The sequence below is a fragment of the Saltatorellus ferox genome (assembly GCA_007751475.1).
GTDB lineage: Bacteria > Planctomycetota > UBA1135 > UBA1135.
In genome coordinates this window covers 6241263-6261943 of sequence record CP036434.1, presented here as the reverse complement: position 1 = coordinate 6261943, position 20681 = coordinate 6241263, and the positions used below count along the sequence as shown (strand labels likewise).

At 68.0% G+C, this 20681-nt stretch carries 19 protein-coding genes; 10 read left to right on the top strand and 9 right to left on the bottom strand.

Annotated elements, in window-relative coordinates; all coding sequences use genetic code 11:
* Positions 1-7 precede the first annotated feature (7 nt).
* The 3 genes from Poly30_RS22620 to proS form a co-directional block, all read right to left on the bottom strand.
* Positions 8-1828 (bottom strand): tetratricopeptide repeat protein, encoded by a 1821-nt coding sequence (locus tag Poly30_RS22620; protein ID WP_145202813.1) that lies wholly within the window; start codon positions 1826-1828, stop codon positions 8-10.
* 160 nt (positions 1829-1988) lie between these two features.
* Positions 1989-3014 (bottom strand): alpha/beta fold hydrolase, encoded by a 1026-nt coding sequence (locus Poly30_RS22615; protein WP_145202810.1) that lies wholly within the window; start codon positions 3012-3014, stop codon positions 1989-1991.
* Between the two features lie 115 nt (positions 3015-3129).
* Positions 3130-4602 carry a proline--tRNA ligase gene (gene proS / locus Poly30_RS22610; protein WP_145202807.1) on the bottom strand — a complete coding sequence of 491 codons (1473 nt, stop codon included), beginning with the start codon at positions 4600-4602 and terminating at the stop codon, positions 3130-3132.
* Positions 4603-5050: 448 nt separating this feature from the next.
* Between proS and Poly30_RS22605 the strand changes: the two genes are divergently transcribed.
* The gene (locus Poly30_RS22605) at positions 5051-5572 is read left to right on the top strand and encodes a rhodanese-like domain-containing protein (protein ID WP_145202804.1); all 522 of its coding nucleotides are present in this window, start codon (positions 5051-5053) and stop codon (positions 5570-5572) included.
* Between the two features lie 49 nt (positions 5573-5621).
* Here the strand turns inward: Poly30_RS22605 and Poly30_RS22600 are convergent, their stop codons facing one another.
* Positions 5622-6206 (bottom strand): GspH/FimT family protein, encoded by a 585-nt coding sequence (locus Poly30_RS22600; protein WP_145202801.1) that lies wholly within the window; start codon positions 6204-6206, stop codon positions 5622-5624.
* Positions 6207-6371: 165 nt separating this feature from the next.
* Positions 6372-6755: a response regulator gene (locus Poly30_RS28825; protein WP_419190520.1), complete on the bottom strand. Its 384-nt coding sequence runs from the start codon at positions 6753-6755 to the stop codon at positions 6372-6374.
* Between the two features lie 271 nt (positions 6756-7026).
* On the opposite strand from Poly30_RS28825, the gene Poly30_RS22590 reads away from it, so the two are divergent.
* The 3 genes from Poly30_RS22590 to Poly30_RS22580 all read left to right on the top strand — a co-directional run bounded on the left by Poly30_RS22590 (position 7027) and on the right by Poly30_RS22580 (position 10773).
* The gene (locus Poly30_RS22590; protein ID WP_145202794.1) at positions 7027-8781 is read left to right on the top strand and encodes an ArnT family glycosyltransferase; all 1755 of its coding nucleotides are present in this window, start codon (positions 7027-7029) and stop codon (positions 8779-8781) included.
* Positions 8782-8852: 71 nt separating this feature from the next.
* Positions 8853-9911, top strand: coding sequence for a hypothetical protein (locus Poly30_RS22585; RefSeq protein ID WP_145202791.1), 1059 nt, complete (start codon positions 8853-8855; stop codon positions 9909-9911).
* Between the two features lie 76 nt (positions 9912-9987).
* Complete coding sequence (locus tag Poly30_RS22580; RefSeq protein WP_419190519.1) at positions 9988-10773, top strand: DUF3050 domain-containing protein; 786 nt, start codon at positions 9988-9990, stop codon at positions 10771-10773.
* Between the two features lie 10 nt (positions 10774-10783).
* Here the strand turns inward: Poly30_RS22580 and Poly30_RS22575 are convergent, their stop codons facing one another.
* Positions 10784-11917: a quinone-dependent dihydroorotate dehydrogenase gene (locus Poly30_RS22575; protein WP_145202785.1), complete on the bottom strand. Its 1134-nt coding sequence runs from the start codon at positions 11915-11917 to the stop codon at positions 10784-10786.
* A gap of 54 nt (positions 11918-11971) precedes the next feature.
* Positions 11972-13687: a WD40/YVTN/BNR-like repeat-containing protein gene (locus tag Poly30_RS22570; RefSeq protein ID WP_145202782.1), complete on the bottom strand. Its 1716-nt coding sequence runs from the start codon at positions 13685-13687 to the stop codon at positions 11972-11974.
* A gap of 234 nt (positions 13688-13921) precedes the next feature.
* Here Poly30_RS22570 and Poly30_RS22565 point away from each other — a divergent pair, with 234 nt between their 5' ends.
* The 4 genes from Poly30_RS22565 (at position 13922) to Poly30_RS22550 (ending at position 17303) form a co-directional block, all read left to right on the top strand.
* On the top strand, positions 13922-14665 hold the full coding sequence (locus Poly30_RS22565) for a YciI family protein (protein WP_419190518.1): 744 nt from the start codon (positions 13922-13924) through the stop codon (positions 14663-14665).
* A 108-nt stretch (positions 14666-14773) separates the two neighbouring features.
* Complete coding sequence (gene trhO, locus Poly30_RS22560; protein ID WP_145202776.1) at positions 14774-15499, top strand: oxygen-dependent tRNA uridine(34) hydroxylase TrhO; 726 nt, start codon at positions 14774-14776, stop codon at positions 15497-15499.
* A 756-nt stretch (positions 15500-16255) separates the two neighbouring features.
* On the top strand, positions 16256-16780 hold the full coding sequence (locus Poly30_RS22555) for a hypothetical protein (RefSeq protein WP_145202773.1): 525 nt from the start codon (positions 16256-16258) through the stop codon (positions 16778-16780).
* Positions 16781-16793: 13 nt separating this feature from the next.
* On the top strand, positions 16794-17303 hold the full coding sequence (locus Poly30_RS22550) for a M48 family metallopeptidase (protein WP_145202769.1): 510 nt from the start codon (positions 16794-16796) through the stop codon (positions 17301-17303).
* 26 nt (positions 17304-17329) lie between these two features.
* Here the strand turns inward: Poly30_RS22550 and Poly30_RS22545 are convergent, their stop codons facing one another.
* Together Poly30_RS22545 and Poly30_RS22540 are read right to left on the bottom strand one after the other, a co-directional pair.
* Positions 17330-18520 carry a hypothetical protein gene (locus Poly30_RS22545; protein ID WP_145202766.1) on the bottom strand — a complete coding sequence of 397 codons (1191 nt, stop codon included), beginning with the start codon at positions 18518-18520 and terminating at the stop codon, positions 17330-17332.
* A 12-nt stretch (positions 18521-18532) separates the two neighbouring features.
* Positions 18533-19492, bottom strand: a complete 960-nt coding sequence (locus tag Poly30_RS22540) for a DMT family transporter (RefSeq protein ID WP_145202763.1) — start codon at positions 19490-19492, stop codon at positions 18533-18535.
* 63 nt (positions 19493-19555) lie between these two features.
* Between Poly30_RS22540 and Poly30_RS22535 the strand changes: the two genes are divergently transcribed.
* Together Poly30_RS22535 and Poly30_RS22530 are read left to right on the top strand one after the other, a co-directional pair.
* The gene (locus Poly30_RS22535) at positions 19556-19837 is read left to right on the top strand and encodes a hypothetical protein (RefSeq protein ID WP_145202760.1); all 282 of its coding nucleotides are present in this window, start codon (positions 19556-19558) and stop codon (positions 19835-19837) included.
* A 3-nt stretch (positions 19838-19840) separates the two neighbouring features.
* A complete protein-coding gene (locus Poly30_RS22530; protein WP_145202757.1) occupies positions 19841-20671 on the top strand; it encodes a TFIIB-type zinc ribbon-containing protein in 831 nt (276 codons plus the stop codon).
* Positions 20672-20681 lie beyond the last annotated feature (10 nt).

The window sequence follows — 20681 nt, the reverse complement described above, 5'->3', positions numbered from 1 at the left end:
GTCTCTCTCAGGCTCCCTGGTCACTGGTCTGGTCGTCGGTCGTCTCGCCATCTGGATCGGTCGGCGCAGCGCGCTCCGCGGCGATCGCAGCCTGGACGGCCGTGATGAATTCGGCGGCCTGCGGAACGCCCGCTGCGGCCTTCTCGAAGACCGAGAGCGCGCTCTCGGCGCGGTCGAGGTCCTTGACCGTGAGATAGACGCGCACGGCGAACTGAGCCGCGCCCGCATCACCGGGCGTGACGGCGAGGAGCCGCTCGACGTAGGGCGTCAGGGCCTCTGCAGTCGCGAGTTCGGGCATCCCGCTGCGAATCGAGTTTTCGATCATCATCTGCAGCGCGATCGGGTTCATCGGAAACTCGGAGAGATGACGCTCGGTGTGGAGCATCATCTCGCGCGGTCGCCCCATCTGGGCATAGAGCTGCGCGAGCTGCTGGTTGAAGCCAGGCTCGGTGCAGCCGAGACGGAGCGCGTTCTGCATCGATTGCAGCGCGGCCTGGAACTGCTGGCCCTGGGCCTGTGCGTCCGTGGCGAAGCCCGCCAGGCTGCGCTGGGCCACGCCGAGCCAGTAGTGGTTCCGCCCGACGGTGGGGGCTGCCTGGACGGCCTTGGCGGCGTATTCGACGGCCTCCGTCGCCTTGACGGTGCCCTGGCGGCGAAGTTCTTCGAACCGTGCTTCGTCGAGCGGCTGGCCCTGCTGCTGGGCCATCTGCATCTGGCCGAGCTGGCCGACGATCGCCTCCGATTCACGGAGCGCGAGGAGGCACGCATCGATCAGCGTGCCGGGCTCGTTCGGAGAAACATCGAGGCTCTTCTGGAGCAGCTCGCGCGCGCCCTCCATGTCGCCGCTGGAGAGCAGCACCCGGGATGCCAGGTTGAGGACCATGTGATCGTTCGGGCGCTCCTTCAGCACCTCGTCAAGCCCTTGCTTGGCGCCCGCGAGGTCACCGGCCTGGACCTGGTTCTCGATCAGCATCATGCGGCGGCTGAAGCCGCGCGTTGCCTCTCTCAGCTGGGTCCCGTGGGGGTCGGGCGGGAACTGCTGGAAGGACGTTTCGCCCATGACGAGTTCGGGGCGCGCTTCCTCGTCGCGTCCCTGGTCGCTCAGCGCGACGCCGAGGGTGAAGTGGGCCTGCTTGTAGTCCGGCTGGAGCTCCAGCGCGCGGCGGCACAGGGCCTCGGCCTCGGCGGGCTCGCCGAGGTCGATCAACGTCTGGGCGAGGCCGACGCGGCTGGCCGCGTACTCGATCGGCTGGGGCTGGTTCGCCTCGGCGGCGATCGCCTGGCGCCAGGCGGCTTCCGCCTCGTCGAGTTCTCCGATGAGGCGCAGGACGTCCCCGAGCCGCGCCTGGACGACGGGCGTGTTCTTGTAGGCCGTCGCGGCCGCGCGGAGGTCGTTGAGGGCGCCGTCGATCTCGCCGAGAGCGTGGCGTACGACGCCGCGGCGGAAGCGCCATTGGTTCTCGTCGGGGGCGAGTTCGAGCGCCTGGCTGTAGCACTCCTCGGCCAGCGACCAGATCGTGTTCGACTCGTAGGCGAAGCCGAGGGCGACGCGGGCCTCGACGCTGGTCGGCTCCTTCTCGACAGCGGCGATGCGCTCGTCGAGGAGTGCGACGAGCGCCGGGTCCATGGCGGACATGTCCCCGACGCGCGGGGGCGGCCCGACGTCACGGAGCGCCGACGCGGTGGCCGTCTCGAGCGGAGACGTCCAGGCGCTCGGGAGCGGTGCCGAGAGGGCCTGGGGAGCGGCGAGCCCGAGAAGTGCGAGCCCGAAGAGCCTGGATGGAGCCACGGGCGGGAAGGCGCGGAGCCTCTGACTTGAGTGGAGCATGGAAGCTGGTTGGGGGTGGGTCGTCGTGGACGCACCGCTCATCGTAGCCGCCCAGGGGACGGGGCATACGGAAGACTCCGGGGAGCGTTGGCCCCGGCCTCGGAGTCGCGCTGGATCGACCGGGACGGCTCACGGCCGGCGCCCGAGAGCGGACCGTGGCTCAGCGCCCGTACGAGACCGATTCCGTTTCACCCTCGGGGCGCATGCGGAGCGCGCGGACCTCGTCCAGCACGTCCAGAACCGCCTGCATCACGACCTCGGGCCGCTCCAGCTGGAGCTGGTGCCCCGACCCCTCGACGAGCACGCGCTTGGCGCGCGAGGAGAGGTCGAGGAAGGCCTGACTCTGCTCGGCCCAGATTCGGTTGTACGTGGCCAGGGGGAAGTCCGGCGGGACCATGTCCGGAGAAAGGGTCTCGGTCGAGGCGAGGATCCGCATGGGGAACTCGTGCGATTCGTGGATCCGGCGCAGGTACTCGAGTGTCTGGGCTTCGGCGACGAGTTCCTCGGTGGCGCCGCGGCGCACCCGCGGGTTGAGTTCGAGGGCGTCGAGGGTGGCGCGCTGACGCTCCGGAAGCGGAAGTGCTGCGTTCCCAGACGTCTTGCTCTGAAGAATCCGAAGGATCCCGAACGAGGCCAGAAGCGAGGAAAGGCTCAGAAGAAAAGGTGAGGCCGTCGCGGGCGGGATCTGCTCGCGCCGCAGGCGATCCCCGATGCCGTCGTGGAAGGGATCCACGAGCACGAGCCCGGCCGTTTCGAAGGGGTAGCGGTGGGCGTAGGCGCGCAGAATGTGCGCGCCGGTGCCGTGGCCCACGAGGATGGCGGGCTGGCCGGGGGCCAGGCGGGCGAGAAGCTGGTGGAGCTCGCGCGCGAGAGTCTCGGCGTCGCGCGGTGGGGGGCCGGCTTCGCTCCAACCGAGGCCGCCGCGGTCGTACGCCAGGGAAGCGGTGACGGTGCCGAGGTCCTCGGGGAGCCGGCCCCAGTGGGTCGACCAGCAGCCCTCATCGGCCTCGAAGACCACGACCACGTCGCCTTCGCCATGGGCGTTGACATGGAGCCTGTGGCCGCCGACGTCGACGAGTTTGCCAGGGTGAGTCCAGATCTTCGCATCGCGGCTGCGCGCCCAGGCCTCATAGAGAAAGCCCAGGCCGAGGACGGCGGCGATGATGAGAAAGATAGTGGTGGTCACGGGGAGGGCTGGCGACGCGCGGAGCGGGCGGGGATCTTACCCCCTGGGCCCGCTCCCGTTTCGCTGGAAGCTCCGAGACGGCTCGTGTTGCGCGAGATCGAGACGACCCGCGCTCTCAATAGTTCTTGGAGAAGAGGACCCGCTGGGCGCTCGGCTGGCCGGTCTTGACGCACTTACCCGGGGACGGCTCGGGGCCATTTCCGGGCAGGGGAACGCATCGGAGCGTGGCTTTGGTGGCCTCCTTGATCGCCAGCTCGGTCTCGGTCGTCCCGTCCCAGTGCGCGTAGACGAAGGAGCTTTTGCCGTCTTCGAACGCGGCGGTGAACTCCTCCCAGGTGTCGACGACGATGGTTCCGGCTTCCCGCATCGCGAGGGCGCGCTGGTAGAGGAAGTCCTGGAAGGCATCGAGTCGCTTGCCGACTTCGAGGCCAAGGTCATCCCAGCTGAGAGTCTCCTTGACGGCGCGGCCGTTCTCGTCGGTCTCGGCGAGGCGCATCTTGCACATGACGGACTTGGCCTCGAGGTCACGCGGGCCGAGTTCGAGGCGCATGGGGACGCCCTTGCGCTCCCAGTCGTAGTACTTGGCACCGGGTTTCATGCCGGTGCGTGCATCGACCTCGACGTTGAGCCCGTCGGAGCGCAGGTCCTTGGCGATGCGGTGGGCGGCCTCGAGGACCGCGTCACGCTCGTCGTCCTTGCGATAGATGGGCACGATCACGACGTGGATCGGCGCGAGCTTCGGCGGGAGCACGAGCCCGTCGTCGTCGGAGTGCGTCATGATCAGCGCGCCGACGAGTCGCGTGGAAACGCCCCAGGACGTTTGCCAGACGTAGTCGCGTTCGCCCTCGGCGTTCTGGAAGGTGACGTCGAAGGCCTTTCCGAAGTTCTGACCGAGGTCGTGGCTCGTGCCGCACTGCAGGGCCTTGCCGTCCTGCATCATGCCTTCGATGGTGAGCGTCTCGAGCGCGCCGGCAAAGCGCTCATTCGCGCTCTTGATGCCGCAGATGACCGGCATCGCCATGATCTCATGGGCGAAGTCGCGGTAGGTCTCGAGCATGCGGACCACCTCTTCCTTCGCTTCCTCGTGAGTGGAGTGGGCGGTGTGGCCTTCCTGCCAGAGGAACTCGCCGGTGCGCAGGAAGAGGCGCGTGCGGAGTTCCCAGCGCATGACGTTCGCCCACTGGTTGATGAGCAGCGGCAGGTCGCGGTGCGAGTCGATCCACTTCGCGAAGAAGTGGCCGATGATCGTCTCGGAGGTCGGGCGGATGCAGTAGGCCTCTTCGAGTTCCTTGCCGCCCGCGTGGGTGACCACGGCGAGCTCTGGCGCGAAGCCCTCGACGTGCTCGGCCTCTTTCTCCAGGAAGCTCATCGGGATGAGCAGCGGGAACATCGCGTTCTTGTGACCGGTCTCCTTGAAGCGCCGGTCGAGGTCCTTCTGCATGGCCTCCCAGATGGCGTAGCCGTGGGGCTTGATCACCATGCAGCCCTTCACGACGCCAGCGACCTCTGCGAGGTCGGCCTGTGCGATGACGTCCTGATACCACTGCGCGTAGTCTTCCGCGCGTGACTTGATTCTGGCCTCGGCCACTTTGATTCCCCTTGGGATCTCGGGCCCCGATGGGGGCCGCCTATCTTTGGACTCGCGCCGAGGGCCCGCCCATTCGGGTCCCCGGACGGCTCAAGCCCGCGAGCGGAGGAGGGTAGCGGACCGAGGGCGGAACGAGGCTGAATTTCAGTCGGAGGGGCAGATTCTGGGGTCGTGGGGTGAGGGGGACCCTGGGGTCGGGTTCAGGGGTGGGTGAGGGGGGGCGCGCCTTCGTCTTTCCCTCGCCCCTCCCCCGTCCATCCCCTCGGCTTCCCCCTCGCACACCCCCCTCTCCCATCCCTACCCCCCTCCCACCCAGGGGGACCGAATCTGGGCAAAAGCGGTTTCCGAGGCGGTGACTTCTGGGAACGCCGTCCGATTAGACTTATGGGCCCGGTGCAACCAACCCGCCCGGACCCCAGCCCCTCCCTTCGACCCAAGCGCCCCGCCGATGACCGACACCAGCCTCACCATCACGCCAGAAATGACCATGGAGGAGATCCTGACCGTCGCGCCTGCGGCTCAGCGTGCGCTCTTCCAGCGTTATCACGTCGGCGGCTGCTCGGCCTGTGGGTTCCAGCCCTCCGACACACTCGCCCAGGTCGCCAAGGATCACAACATCCTCGACATGAAGGACGTGATCAACACGATCATCCGGGCGGAGACTCTCGATCGCGAGCGCCAGATCCAGCCGGACGAGGTCCGTGCTCTCCTGACGTCAGGCACCGATTTTTCCTTCATCGACGTGCGCGTTCCGGACGAGCGCACGGCCCCTGCGGCCGACGGCTCGGAAGCGTTGGACTACGACGCGTCCGACAAGTACATGTCGCTTCCGAAGGAGCGCCGACTCGTCTTCATCTGCGCCAACGGAGACCGAAGCCTCGACGTCGCGAGCTACTTCATGGGGCACGGATTCACGAACGTGTACTCCGTGCGCGGTGGCCTCGAGAGCTGGCACGGCGCCTCGGCCTGATCCCGGAGCCTTCTTCCCTCCGAGCCCGTTCGTCCGCTCTCCGCCCGGGTCAGTCGCCGAGATCGATCCAGGGCTCATCGAGCCCATCGATCGACAGAAGCCCCGAGCGCTCCCGGATCAGCACCGCTCGTTCCTCGCCCCGGAACTCGAGAACGATCTCGGCCGGCTCGCTCGGGCGTCCTTCCGGGCTGAAGGAGATCGCGCGGTCTCCCCCGGCGCTGACGGACTTCACCCGGACGCCGCGGAAAACCGCGTCGCCGGGGTAGTTCCGCCGGAACTCCCCGGCGCCGTAGGGCGAGATCAGGGAGTCTCCCGCTGCGTCCGTGGCCACGTAGCCCGACCCATCTTCCGGAAAGCGGATCATCAGGATCTCCTCGTAGAGGGCTGCGCGGTTCTGTACCTCTCGGAGGTCTTTGGCGAGGAGCTTCGCGGCGTTGTCCAGTGTCACGGAGGGACGTCCGAAGTAGGCCGGAATTCCGACGCTCGCTGCCAGGGAAAGCAGCGCGAGCACGATCAAGAGCTCGACGATCGTGAATCCAGCCTGCTTGGCCGTCCTCGATCGTCCCTGCGCCTGCCGATCCCCGAGAAGATCGCCTTCTGGCTTGCCCGTGTGCGTTCCTGTCTCTCGCGCCATCGAGAGGTGAATCGACCGTCAGAGCTCGTCACCTTGAGCCAGGAGCGCGTCGCGCATGGGCGAATCCAGGTCGTGCGTTGCCCGGATCGCAACCATGCGTTGATCCGAACGGGCGTGACTCCAGGGGGCAGCGCCCGGCCCCTTCAGCCGCTGCAGCGCAGACTCCTACGCGGTTTTCGGCGAGGAGCAGGCCGCGAGAAGCTCCCGAATCGCATCGACCAGAATCTCTGGCTCGACCGGCTTCGGCAGAGACATCTCGTTCTGGAACTCGGCCGGCACCTGCTCGTCCATGTCGTGCCCGCTCATGAAGAGAAAAGGAAGCCCCGCAGCACGCAGCTGGCTGGCGGTCGGGATCGAGGTTCCATCGCCCAGCTCGAGGTCCAGAACGGCCACGTCCACCTCGCCTGCCCTGATCCGCTGACTCGCGCTATCGTTCCCCTCGAAGGGGCCAACGACCTGCAGCCCGAACGTCGCCAGTGCGAACTCGATCGATTCGGCGAGGGCAGGGTTGTCCTCCAGGACAAGGACGCGAGGCTGCGGGTGGGGCATCTTGGGGAGAGGCGTGGGGTGGCTAGGAAGTTCCGTAGGGCAGCGCAGGAAATTCCTCCCCCGAACTATACCTGGGAGCGTGTTGCGCTTTATGGGATTCGCCCACGCGCCAACCGCTCCTGGTCCCGACGGATGGACCGGTCGCGTGCGGAAACAGGGAGCCTGAGCTGATTCCAGGGAGGACCTCCGCGCCCCGCGCCCGTGGGAGGGGCATACTTTTCGGTGGCGGCCCTTGGCCGCGACAGCGACGCCCGCTTCCTGCACCGAATCCATGCCCGTCCAACACATTCCGACGATCCGTGATGCCGCGACGCCAGTGCCTGTCGAGGGCACGGAAGGGCAGATCGGGCATGGTTTTGCCTTGAATGCTCATTCCGGCCGTCGCCCTTCCGTCCTGTGGCCCCTCGCGCTGCTGCTGACGCTGATGGCCGCCGTGAAGCTCCTCGTGCTGGTGATGCCTCCCACGGCGATCTCGCCGAACGGCTTCCCCGACAACGAAGAGTGGCGGCGCGGCATGGCCGCCCACGAGTGGATCACCGGTCCGCTGCTGTCGCCGTTCGACTACCAGCAGGGGCATTTCCAGGGCGGGACGCTGCTGACGATCCTCCTGGTGGCTCTCAGCTACCTTGGTTTCGGCGAGTCACCGCTGACCATGCGGCTGCCGAACCTCCTGTTCGACGGCGTGACGGTCGCGTTCCTGTTCCTTCTCGTCGACCGACTCGTGTCGCGCCGAGCGGCCTGGGTCGCAGGCGTGCTGGCGGCCATCCCCTCACCCGGCTACGCGATGGTCAGCGCCATCGTCTGGGCGTCCCACGTCGAGGCGAACGCCTTTGCGATGGCGCTCCTCTTCGTCTGGTACCGCACCGTTTTTCGGGGGCGAGCGGCCGGCACGCCAGCCGAGTTCTCGGATCGTGCGAGCTATCGCAGTGAGTTCCTCCTTGGCGTCCTCGCAGGCCTCGCTATCTGGTACCACTACGGCCTTCTCGTGTGGCTGGCGGTCATGCTTCTGACCGAGCTGGCGCGGGACTGGCGCTCCTGGATCCGGCCCGCGATGGGCGTCCGCGTCCTCGGCTTCCTCGTCGGCCTCGCGCCCTGGTGGCGCTACAACCTCGCCAACGACTGGGAGGGACTCGGCGTCTACGGCAAGAGCGCCAGCGGGCACTTCCAGACCGAACTCGAGTCGGTCCAGGTCACCTTCGAGCTACTCGTGACGCACTTCCTGCCGCACTCGATGTACCTCCCTGCCTGGGGCGGCGTCGGACCGGTTTTGGAGTGGGCGTTCTACGTCGTGGCCACCGCTGCGTGGATCGCGATCTCTTTTCAGGAAGTACGCGCCTGGCGCCGCACGGGCCAACCGACCGCGCTCCTCGCGGTCGCGCTCTATCCGATCCTCTGGACGTTCCTCTACACCTTCGGAACGTTCCACGGGCAGGACTGGTGGGTTTCCGGCTACCGCTACATGCTGCCGCTGCACCCGGTCGCCTGGATCGCGATCAGCGTTCTCTTCACTCGCCTGCGTACGAGGCTGGAGATCCCCGTGGTCGCCGTCGCCGTCGGGGTCTTCCTGACCGGCATCGTCAGCTTCTTGAACCCGGCCGCGATTCGCTCGAATCTGAGCGGACCCGGCTACATCCATGGAAGCGTGGCACGCCTGATGATCTACCGCCACGGAGACAGCCCCGAGGTCCTCCTACCCGCTCTGGAGAAGGCGATCGAAACGCGCGACTCGGAAGAGGCCGAGGAGATCCTGTTCACGGTGGGGAACAGCCTGCTCTTCCAGGCCCAGGCACGTCGCCCCCCGAAGTGGGCCAGGCCAGAACAGGAGGCGGAGTTCACTCTCCAGAAGGAGAAGCACGTCGAGAGCATGCGCGTGCTCGCCGAGCGCCTCCCGGAGCGTTTCCGGCCCTACTTCACGCTCCTCCCGAATTCGCAGCAGCGCCCGTTCGGCTGGGCGCAGCGGGATCTCTTCTGGAAGCAGTGGAAGGCCCTCGGCCAAAAGATCCCGGACGGGGCCTATCTGAACTGACACTCGGACCCGGTGCGGCTGGGCCCGGTAGACTATGGGAAGCACGCTGACCCGCGTCAGACCGACCCCCGATGAAGAACCCCGTCATAGAGAACGCCGCCTCCGAGCGGCAAGTGGGCCTGAAGACACGTCTTCACTTCTCCATCTACTCTTCGAGGGCAGGCTTCCGTCTGCTCCAGGCCCAGCGCCGCGCCGCGCACCCCTTCGAGCTCCTCCGTCGCAAGCGCGCCGCGAGCGCCCTCGCGGCGAAGGTCGTCGCCTCCGGCGCGAAGCCGCTGCGCATCGATCCGAAGCTCGGCTACCGCTGGATCGAGCCCGGCGAACTCCCCGGCATCGATACGATCGTCGAATCCTGCACCGAGGCCATCGGCGAGGCGCGGCCCCACGTCCAGCGACTCATCGACGCCGCGCCCGGCCGCTTCCGGATCGCCTTCGACTTCCTCGGCGATGACCGCGTCGCGGACCGTCCTGAACTCGTCGACTCGATGGTGACGGACGAGCTGCTCGACTGCGTGTCCGACTATCTCGGCGCTGTGCCGGTGCTGCGCCGCGTCGCGATCGGGTACTCACCGGGCCAGCCGGAAGAAGCCCACGAAGAAGAGTGGGGCGGAAGCCAGCTCTTCCACTACGACGGCGAAGACGATCGCCAGATCAAGCTCTTCGTTCTGCTCAGCGACGTCGAAGACGAGCGCCATGGCCCGCTGACCTTCTTGCCCGCCGACGTTTCGGCGCGCGTGAGCGACGCTCTCGGCGGCAAGCCCGAGGGGCCGGCCGGATCGTACATGCGGGCCGGTCCCTACACGGACGCCGAGGTGCGCAAGCATGCGGCGCCGGAGGAGTTCGTCCAGATGACGGGCAAGCGCGGTCGCGCGCTGCTTCTCGATACCTGCGCCACGCTGCACCAGGGTAGCCGCGTCAAGGCGGGCCACGAGCGCATCGTCTTCATGGGCGCGGTCCAGCGCTACCACCTCGTCCACGCGACGCCGTACAACTGGTTCGACGCGGAGCGCTTCGCCGCAGGAACCCCCCAGCGGTTGGCGCTGACGCCGCCGGATCCGCGCTCCCGGGGATTCTTCTTCCCGGACCCCTTGCGCGGCGATCATGCGACGAACGCGCGCGGCGCGGGCTGAGCCAGCGAATCGAATGGATCACGATGCGCCGATTCGCGCAGTTCCAATCCGCCGGACACACGTTAGAGTCCCCAGCATGACGACCCTGCAGCACTCGAGTCTCGCGGACCTGGAGCGTAAGAAAGCGGCGCTCGGCGACCATCCTGCCTATCAGGCGCTCGACTCGCTCTCGAGTCTCCGACGCTTCATGGAGCACCACGTGATCTGCGTGCTGGACTTCATGTCGATCGTGAAGAGTCTCCAGCGCGACCTCACTTCGATGGGGCCCGTCTGGCTTCCGCCCGCAGACGCCGAGGTGGCGCGCTTCATCAACGAGATCATCCTCGACGAGGAGTCGGACGCGGAGTTCCCGCGCTACGCGGCGGCCGCAGGCCTGGGTCGCCGCGGGCCCGCAAGCCACTTCGAATGGTACCTGGCGGCGATGGACGAAGTCGGCGCGGACACCGGCCCGATCCGCGGCGTCGTCGAGCGGCTTCGCGCCGGAGAAGACCCGCTGAAGGTGCTACGGAGCTGCGCGCTCCCCGACGCTTCCGCCGAGTTCGGCCGCCACACCTTCGAGCTTCTCTGTCGTCCCCTGCACGTGCGCGCCGCCGTGTTCTTCCACGGCCGCGAAGACGTGATCCCGCGCATGTTCATGCCGCTCGTTCGCGAGCTGCAGGCGAGCGGCACCCCGTGCGGCCTGCTGCTCGGCTACCTCGAGCGACACATCCAGGCGGACGGCGATCATCACGGACCGCTCGCCCGGCAGATGCTGGCGACGATCTTCGGCGGCGACGTGGCGAAGATCTCGGAAGGCATCCTCGCGGCGGAAGCAGCACTCGAAGCGAGGCGAGCGCTGTGGGATGCGCTCGCCCCCGTCTGATCGATTTGCGCTAAGCGCGCGAGCCGACGGCGGTCTGAAGGGACTCGAAGCCGTCGCGCTCCAGGCAGCGCGCCAGGCCTTCGATGATCTCGCCCGCGAGACCTGGGCCCTGGAAGACGAGGCCTGTGTAGAGTTCGATCAGCGAGGCGCCGGAGAGCACGCGCTCGTAGGCGGACTCGATCGAATCGATGCCGCCGACGCCCACGATGACGGCGCGGTCGCCGACGCGGCGGTAGAGGTGGCGGACCATCGCGTTGGCGCGCTCGCGGATCGGCGCGCCGCTGAGGCCGCCGCGGCCGATCTCTTCGATGCGGGCTGCGCTCGTGTGCTTGAGACCCGCGCGGTCGGAGGCCGTGTTCGTCGCGACGAAGCCCCCGATGTCGCGCTCGAGCACGAGGTCCAGGAGCGCGTCGATCGCGCCGGAGTCCATGACCGTGTCCGACGTCCGGGCCGCGGGGGGCGAGAGCTTCACCAGCACCGGCACTTTCGACCCCTGGCGCGCGCGCTCCGTGAGGACGGCGTCGAGGAGCGGCGCGAGCGCCTCGGGGGATTCGAACGTCTTGCCCTCGGCCGTGTTCGGGCAGGAGACATTGAGCACGAGGAAATCGGCGTGGGGGAGCAGCGCCCGCGTGCTCGCGACGAAGTCCTCGATGCCGGCGTCGCCGAGGATGTCGGGGCTGTGGGTCTTCGCGATGTTGATGGCGAGCCGGAAGTCCTTCGGGCGCCCCGTGCGAGCGAGACGAGCGGCGATGGCCTCGGCCCCGTGATTATTGAGGCCCATCCGGTTGATGAGCGCCTCGTCTTCGGGGAGGCGGAACGCGCGCGGCTTCGGGTTGCCGGCGCTCGGGAGGGCGCTGACGGAGCCGACCTCGCAGAAGCCGAGGCCGAGGCCCGGCCAGAGGCGGACGAGTTCGCCGTTCTTGTCGAGGCCCGCAGCGATACCGACCGGCGTGGGGAAGCTCTGGCCGAGGACGTCGACGCGCAGGCGGGCGCGGTCGGCCGCGGAGAGGCTCGGCGCGTAGAGCGCGCGCACGAGCGGCGGCGCGAGCTGGCCGAGGCGCCCCAGGCGAATACCCGCATGGTGCGCGGTCTCGGCGGAGGCGCGGAAGAGGACGGGGCGGAGCGCTCGGTAGAGGGAGGCCATCGGCGGCGGAGAGAATAGCGGATGGCCTCCCCGCCAGGCGGCGCGAAGTGGGGACTACCGCAAGCGTGCAACGCGGCCGTTCGGACCTGCGAACCAGATCGCGCCGTCGAGGAGCGCGGCGTCGACGCAGTGGAAGCCCTCGGAGCTGAAGGGGCGCCAGGTCTTGCCGCCGTCGCGGCTGATGTCGGTGCCGGTCTGGCCGGTGGCGATGAACCAGCCGTTGCCGAGGGCGACGGAGCCGGCGCGCTGGCCGCGCGGGCCGACGTCGGGGGACTTCCAGGTCTTGCCGAAGTCGACGCTGTAGGCGGCGTTGTCGACGCCGCCGGCTTCGCGATCGAGGAAGTCGCCGCCGACGATGACGCCGGTGCCGTCCTCGCGGAAGGAGACGCTGAAGGCGCCGGCGCCCGCGCCCTTGGCGGCCACGGGCGTGTCGGCAGGCGTCCAGGTGCGGCCGCTGTCCTCGCTCCGGAAGACGCGGGCGGTGGACTTCGTGCCGCCGGTGACGATCCAGGCGCGCAGGCCGCCGAGGGTGCGGAGGCCGGTGCCGCTGGCGGCGAAGCTGGCCTCCCCGGTTTCGAGGGCGACGGGGCCGGTCTCCGACGGCGTCCAGGTGACTCCGCCGTCGTTCGAAAGGAGCACGCGGAAGCGGCCGTCCTCCATGGGGTCCCCGTAGGCGATGAGGTGGTCGCCGTCCCAGGCGTCGAGGCCGTCGAGGAAGGCTTCGGGCGCGGTCTCGCGGTGCTGCTCGGTCCAGGTGGCGCCGCCGTCCTCGGTGTAGAGGATGCGCGAGGAGTTGCCGGGGCCGGCGGTCATGATCCAGGCGATGTCGGCGCTGATGGCGAAGACGTCGCGGACGTCGAGGCCCGCGATGGACGCGGGGGCGACGTTGGACCAGCTGCGTCCAGCGTCGGTCGTCTTGACGACGGTGGCGCCGCTCCCGGTCGCCCAGGCGATCTCGTGGCTGACGGCGGCGAGGCCGCGGAAGCTGGACCGGGTGCCGGTTTGCATCAGCACGAGGCCTTCGGTCTCGGTGCGGAGGCCGAGGTCGTGGATCTCGTCTTCGGTCAGCCACATGGAAGTGGGCCTTTCTCCCGCAGCCACCGCGCGACGCAGGTTAGCTCCTGGCTCGATGATGCGCCGCTGCGCGGCCTGCAGGAGTTCCATGCCGGACCGGTGGACGGTGCCGCCGCGGGGGACACGCACGAGGATTCCGGACCGCTGAATGAGGTCGGCGACCTGCCGCGTCACTTCGGGCACGGCGCGCGGTCCTTCGAATTCGAGTACGAGCTCGTCGACTGCCCGATGCTCGAGCAGGACCTCCAAGAAGCGACCCGGGGTCGAGGCGTGCAGGTTCCCTCGCATCGACACCACGTTCTTCGTTACCTCGAAGACCGCTGCGGAGCGGCAGGCGCCATCGAACGCCACATACTCTTCAGGGTCGAGGCGCCGGTCGGCGGAGCTGTCGAACATCTGCCAGCCGTAGAGTTCGATCATGGGCGCCTCGATCTCCTTTGGCTCCAAGAAACCGTTGCCGTCGGTATCTCGGGCGCGGAAACCCTGTCGTGCCGCTGCCTGGCGCTCGGCTTCCGCCCTTTCAGGCGCGGTGGACGCAGGGGCGGGGTCGGTGGCTGCCCGGGCATCCGCCCAGGCCAGCGCGGCGGCCGCGGCTTCGTAGCGATTCACATGACCGTCGCCGTCGGCGTCGAGCAAATCACGGACGGTCGCAGCCTGGGGCAAGATCAGAGCAGTAGCGAGAAGCAGCATCGACATGGGGGAAAGGCTACCTCCTGGGCGTGAGGATGGGGCCACGGGGTGCCCTGGAGTGGGAATGCGGCTGGCTGGCCACGAATCGCGTCCGGGGCCTCAAGGCATCCGCGTGGAAGGTCGATGACGGAGGTGACTCAGGGGCCCCGTTTCAGCGGGGACGTCTGTCGGCGGGGGCGCTGGCTGGCTCCCCCGGCAAACGCTGATTTTCTTATCTCCGACGATCCGATCGACACCCCCATGTTCAAGCCCACGCTCTTCCAGGCTCTCCCGATGTCTCTCGGACTCGGACTCCTTTCCGTCGCCTGCTCCTCGACGAGCTCGACGGTGAACACATCCGCTCCTGTCTCGGCGTACGATATGGCCGTCCAGAGCGGCGAGGCGTACACGCTGACCGTGCTGCGCGCCGGAGACTCGATGAGCCTGCCGAAGGGTGCCGAGCTCAGCGAGCTCACCCACGCTCACCAGAACTTCCTGGAGTCGATGTTCGACGAGAGCTTCCTCCTGACGTCGGGGCCGCTCGTGGCGCCGCGCTCGGAGACGAACCTTCGCGGGCTGTTCTTCATGGACGCGGCCGATCCGAGCGCTGCCCAGGCTCGCACCTGTGAGGATCCGGCCACGAAGTCGGGCATCTTCCAGATGGAGTCGATGCCGTTCGCGACGCGCTTCGACCTGCGCGCGCTTCCGCCGATCGAGCGCGGCTTCCGCATGCAGCGCGGCTCGGACGATGTCGTGGCGCGTCCGTACGTCATCGCGATGATCCCGACGAGCGTGGCCGCGAACGTGATCTTCGAGCAGCTCGGCGAGACGGCGATCTTCTACGGCGACGTGCTCGGCGGCTCCTTCAAGGACCAGTCGATCTGCGTCCTCGACTGCACGACGATCGGGGACGCCCAGGCGGCGCTCGCGGGCGTCACTTCGATGGTCGAGGAGTTCACCTTCCACCCCTGGGTCTCGACGACCTCGGTGGCCGAGCTCAACTGAGCGCAGGTCAGGACCCCTTTCGCGCGCTGATCCCGCGCGATCCGGAGCGCCCGCCGCCGATTCCTCGGCGCGGGCGCTTTCTTCATGGGATAACCTTGGGGCCCAGCCATGTCACGGATCGTCAACATCGCCGCCTATCAGTTCGCCACGCTCGAGGGGCTCCCGGAGCTGCGCGAGTCGTTCCTCGTTCTCTCCAGAGACCTCCAGCTCAGGGGCACGATCATGCTGAGCGAGGAGGGGATCAACCTGGTCGTTGCGGGGTCCCGCGAATCGATCGATGCGCTCGTGGCCCACATCCGTGCTCTCCCGGGCCTCTCCGATCTGGAGACGAAGGAGAGCCTCAGCGACGCCCAGCCCTTCCGCCGGATGCGGGTGAAGATCAAGCGGGAGATCATCGCCTTCGGCGTGGAAGGTATCGATCCGCGAAGCCATACGGCGCCGCGGATCACCGCGACCGAGCTCAAGCAATGGCTGGACGAGGGCCGTCCGTTTACGCTCCTCGACACCCGCAACGACTTCGAGGTCGCGGCGGGGACGTTCAAGAACGCGATCCCGATCCGAGTTCAGAACTTCCGTGACTTCCCCAAAGCGGTCCAAGCCCTCCCCGAGTCCCTCAAGGCCACTCCTGTGGTGACGTTCTGCACGGGGGGCATCCGCTGCGAAAAGGCGGCCCCGTACCTGGAGCAAGCGAACTTCGAGGAGGTCTACCAGCTGGACGGCGGAATCCTGAAGTACTTCGAAGAGGTGGGCGGCGCCCACTACGAGGGCACCTGCGTGGTGTTCGACGAGCGAGAGTCCCTGACCCCCGCCCTCACCCCGCACCCCCTCCCCTGAATCCGGAACAAGCGGACCAGGTGCATCCATTCCGGAACGAACGGACCTGGTCCGTTCGTTCCGGAATGGATGCACCTGGTCCGCTTGTTCCGGAATGGATGAACCTGGTCCGTTTGTGTCGGTATTTGAGGCGAATTGTCGCGGGGAGGGGTGGGGGAGGTTCGGAGTGAGAGGGTCGTGCGGATTGGTCGGAGTGACGGTGGCGGGGATTTTTGGGCGCCCTAGATTGGTGGGGCGAAGGTGCGGCCTCGGTTGGCTCCTTCCTTCATCGCAGCGCTGGCCCCTCTCTCCGCTTCTCTCATGGTCTGGAACTTCCTTTCCGATGTCTTGGCTCGCCGAGCGCGTCTCTTGGTGATGTTGGTCGTCGTGGTGGGCTCGCCGTTTCTGGGCGTCGCCTCCGCGCAGGGAGCTGGCAAGGGGGCCTCGGCTGGACGGAGACCTGCGGGGGACGCACCCGCGGCACGACCCGCCGGTCCGGCGACGGGCAAGAAACCGCCCGCGGTGGCTGCTGACGCACAGAGGATTGCCATCGCCCTGAAGCAGATCACGGCAGCCCTCGAAGCCGGCGAGATCTCGCCCGAGCGAGCCTTTCAGCAGATCGGAATCGTTCACAAAGGGTGGTACGACGCCCAGCCGAAGGCGGCCGCGCCCAAGGGGAAAGAAACTGGCGCTCCGACGCCTCCAGCGCGGAAGCCCCCGGTGCAGAAACCTGCTGCGCCGAAGTCCGCGCCTGGCACCCCCGCTGCACCGGCGAAAGTGAAGCCCGTCGAGGCTTCTTCCGACAAGCTGCCCACCTTCGCCAAATTCGACGCCGTCAGCCGGACGCTCGACCGGCGCGTGGCCGCCGGTGAGATCACCCGCGAGGAGGCGAACCGGCAGCTTGCCGCCTACCAGCGACGGCTCGCCATCGACTCCGGCGCCCTCCCCGCCAAGCCGACCGCAGAGGACCTACCCCGCTACAAGGAGAAGAAAGCCCAGCTCATCCGCCAGGTGAATGCCGGGAGGAAGACCGTCGAGAAGATGGAACAGGAGCTGGCCAGCCTGAAAATCCTCCTGGAGGCAACCGGCCAGGTCGACGCGCCAGCAGCGCCAGCAGGTAAGGCGCCAGCAGTTAAGGCGCCTGCAGGCAGGGCCCCCGGAGGCACGGCACCCGCGCGTCGGGGCCCCGATGCCAAGAATCAGCCGGCCGGGAAGAAGCGCGCACGGGGCAAACCGGTCGCGAAGCCGCCGGTTTCGAAGAAGCCAGCCCCCGCCCCCGGCCCCGGCGGCGCGGGCCTGTAGTCTTACCGCCACGATGGCGAGAGACCCGCTTCACTACCTCGGCGGCTACCCCGAGAAGACCCTGCTCCAGGTCCAGCGCCTCATCGACGAGGGGCGTCTCGGAGCCCACGTGGCCGCCCGCTACGAAGGCGTCCACGATCGAACGACGAACAAAGCCCTCTTCGAATACGTCAAGGATCTGAAGCGCCACTACATGCGCACGGCACCGCCCGTTTCCAGGGCGACCTACGACGATCGGCTCATGGCCGCCGAGAAGGCTCTCGGGCTCCACACGTTCTCCTCGAAGGCCCACGGCGGCAAGCTGCGCGCGAGTTCCGACATCCGCATCGCCGGCGTCTTCCGCGACGCGCCCGAGCCGTTCCTCCGCATGATCGTGGTCCACGAACTGGCTCACCTGCGCGAGAAGGATCACAACAAGGCGTTCTACCGTATGTGTGAATCGATGGAGCCGGACTACCACCAGCTGGAGTTCGACGCCCGCCTCTTCCTCACCGCGAAGGAACTGGAGCGCGCTGCGAACTGACCGCAGCCCGGCTCACCGATTCGGCCTCAGCCGTCCGCGGGCAGGAAGACCCAGAGCTCGGGTCGGCCCACGTTGCAGTGCACCAGCCGACTCAGCGGGTTCATGCCCGCCACCGACAGGTAGATCGCCGTCCGCGCGATGTGCCACGGCGCCACCTCGGGCGCCGGGTGCAGGAGCGCCTGCTGGCGCCGCTCCACGCTCGGGATCGGATGGAAGATCGTCTCGACGCGCGGCTCCCGCGAGGGCTCGTCGTCCTGAAGCCGATCGAGGGCTTCGACCGCCGAACTCAAAACCTCGGCTGTGGCGCCCGGGATCTCGGCCGCCGCAATGGCGTCCGCAGCCACCGTGGCCGCCCGGCTCGGCGTCGGCAGGATCACGAGTCCGAGGAAGGAATAGACCGTGAACCAGAGCGAGGTCATCAGGATCTCTTCGACGGAGTAGACGCCCGCCGACGGCATTTGCGTCGCGAGCGCGAACACGATCAGCGTCCAGCCGATCGCGCCGACCTGGCCCAGCGCTCGCAGTCCTCGATCAATGATCGCGGTTCGCCGCGCCACCAGCACCGCGATCGAGGTCGCGTCCAGGCGCTCGAACCAGAGGGCCGGAATCACCAGCGTGTCAGCCGTCGGTGGGCCGCTGATGCCGCCCGTGAATCCCTCGTCGCTCGCATCGAGGACGACGATCGGTGGGGCGACGACGCCCATGGTCCGCAGATCATCCTCGATGAGATCGAACGGCGGCCGGACCCTCTTCATCCCACCGATCAGCTTCGCGAGCCAGGTCTGCAGCCAGATCAACGCAACGAGGATCAGCGCCAGCATCACGAACGCGCCCGGATGCCCGCCGTACCGCCCCGCGACCACCATCGCAGCGCCGGAGAAGCTCATCGTCAGGATCATGATGAGGACACCGCGCAGCCAGCCGAGGAACCACTCGCCGAGGCCGTCCGGATGCTGGCGCCCGAACTTCTTCGGGAGGATGTAGCCGCCGAGCAGCTCGAAGGGGAGCGCCAGCAACGCCACGGCCGAGATCCACACCGCCAGGAGCGACGCGTCCGTGAACAGGGCGCCTCCCTTGTGCTCGAACACCTGCAAGGGCACTTTCAGCACTGCGGCAACCAGGCTCAGGACGACGAACGTACCCACGCCGGTGATGCCCAGCCTCAGCCGAGCGCGCGCGTAGGTCGGAGCCTCGAGAAATACATGGAGCGGGTTCATGGGAGACCCCGTCTATTCGACGAAGTTCGGACCTGGATTTCGCGAACTGTTCGGGACTTCCATGATCGGATTCTCGAGCGCCCTCGGAATCGCAGGTCGTCGCCGCGTGCTCAGTCCAAGGATCACCAGAGCGCCGCCCACGAGCTGGAGCGGCGTCGGTTCTTCGCCCAGGAACCACCAGGCGACGGAGAGCGCGACGACGGGTACGAGGTAGCTGAACGTGGCCGTTCGAGCGGGCCCGAGCGTCCGCACGCTGCGGTTCCAGAGCGCGTAGGCCACCCCGGTCGACAGGACGCCCGAGTAAAAGAGTGCCGCCCCCAGGTACGCGGGTCGCGCAGGCTCGACGGCGCCGAGAAACGGCAGCGCGAGCAGCCAGTGGCCCGGCAGCGAGATGAGCACGGACAGGTACGCCAGCCGCGTCGCCGGGATCGTCTCGAGCAGAGGTTTGCTCAGCACGGTCGTCCAGGCGAACGTCATCATCGCGGCCAGGATCGTGAGGTTGCCCCAGAGTTCGTTCGGAGCCGTGGGCGGCGCGTCGTCGCCCCGGACGGCGCCCGAGGTGGTCACGAGCAGCGTCCCGGCGAACGCGATGGCGAGCGATAGCCCTGCGCGCCCGGTCGGCCTCTCCAGGCGATAGAGCGCGCTGAAGAGCGCCGCCCAGAGTGGCCCGCTCGCGATGATGAGGGCCGTGTTCGAAGCCGTCGTCTGCTGCATGCCCCAGAGGAACAGCACCTGATACGCGAGGCTGGAGAGCAGCCCGTACCACAGGATCGTGCCCCACGGGACCCGCGTCGCGGGCCGGCCGCCGCGCTCCACGCGGTCGATGATCCCGAGGGCGACCGCGCTCAGCGTCAGCCGCGCTGCGTTGAACAGAAACGGATGCATTTCCGCCAGCGCCGCCTTCATCACGGGCACATTGACGCCCCAGATGATGGCCACGGCGAGTGGCGCGAGGAAGGCGCGGCGGTTCAAGTGGATGGAGCTTCGGCTGAGCGCAGAGGATGCCGAAGAAAACGGCCGGAAGCGGCAAGAAGAATGGGCGAAACCAACGATCAGGGACCGGGAGACGATCCGTCAGGGAGCGAGGGCACCGCGCGGCGCCGTGGACTCCTGGGCGGGATCATCAAGACTTCCAAGGCGACCACGGCGCGGCCGACCCCGGAGACGGCCTCCTTGGCCGCGCGGAAGTGCCGCAGCTGCGGCGCGGGCAGGCCCGAGGGAACGGACCTCCGCGTGTGCGCGTACTGCGGTGACAGGTTCATGACAGACGATGCGGGTCCCGGCGTTGACGCGGGCGGCGCGTCCGCGGACTCTTAGCCCATGGGAACCGAAGCCACTGAAACGGCCGCGCTCCTCGCTCGCTGGGACGCGTTCCTCGGCAAGATCGAGGGGACGATGCACGAGACCCTGGAGGACGCGGGGCCAGCGCTTTTCGAGCTGGCGCTCGCGGAAGACGGCGGCGTCGTTCCGTTTCTGAACGGCACGGCGGCGGTCAAGCGGCAGGTCCAGGACCTCATCGGCCGTATCCACACGACCTGGCACGATCAGGTGCGGCCCAAGCTCCGCGCGGCGGATCCCGAGGAGAAGCACTGGGACGAGCTCGCCGAGAGCATCAAGGGCTCGAACCAGAGCGACGGCGCGTCCCCCGTGATCTTCCGCTGGGAGACCGTGCTCTGCGGCCAGGTGGCCGAGCGGCTGCATGAGCGGACCCTGGGCGAGGCGCGGACGTCGTTCCGCTGCACGCTCTGCTCCGCCGACATCGAGGTGACCGAGAACCTCTTCCGTGCCCACTACGTCGCGTGCCCCTACTGCAGCGGCCGCAATACCTACGAGCCGTCGACGGCGCTGCGAGAGACCCTCCACTTCACGGCCAATCATCTCGCCCGCTATCGAGCGCTGGACCTGCACGACGAGCTGGAGGCCCAGCACGAACGCTGCGGCCGCGCGCGCGTTCCCGTCCCCGACGAGGCGGTCGAGGCCCTGCGCGCCGCGCACATCGCCTACTACACGAAGATGCTGAAAGAGCGCATCGCCGTGGTCCCTGAGTTCGCGCAGACCTACGAGGGCGACCTCGACCGCTACCTCCGGGAATTCAAGATCAAGGAGGCTCACCTGAAGGGCCTTCCCGTTCCGTCCCCGTTCTCCAACTAGACCCCCGCCT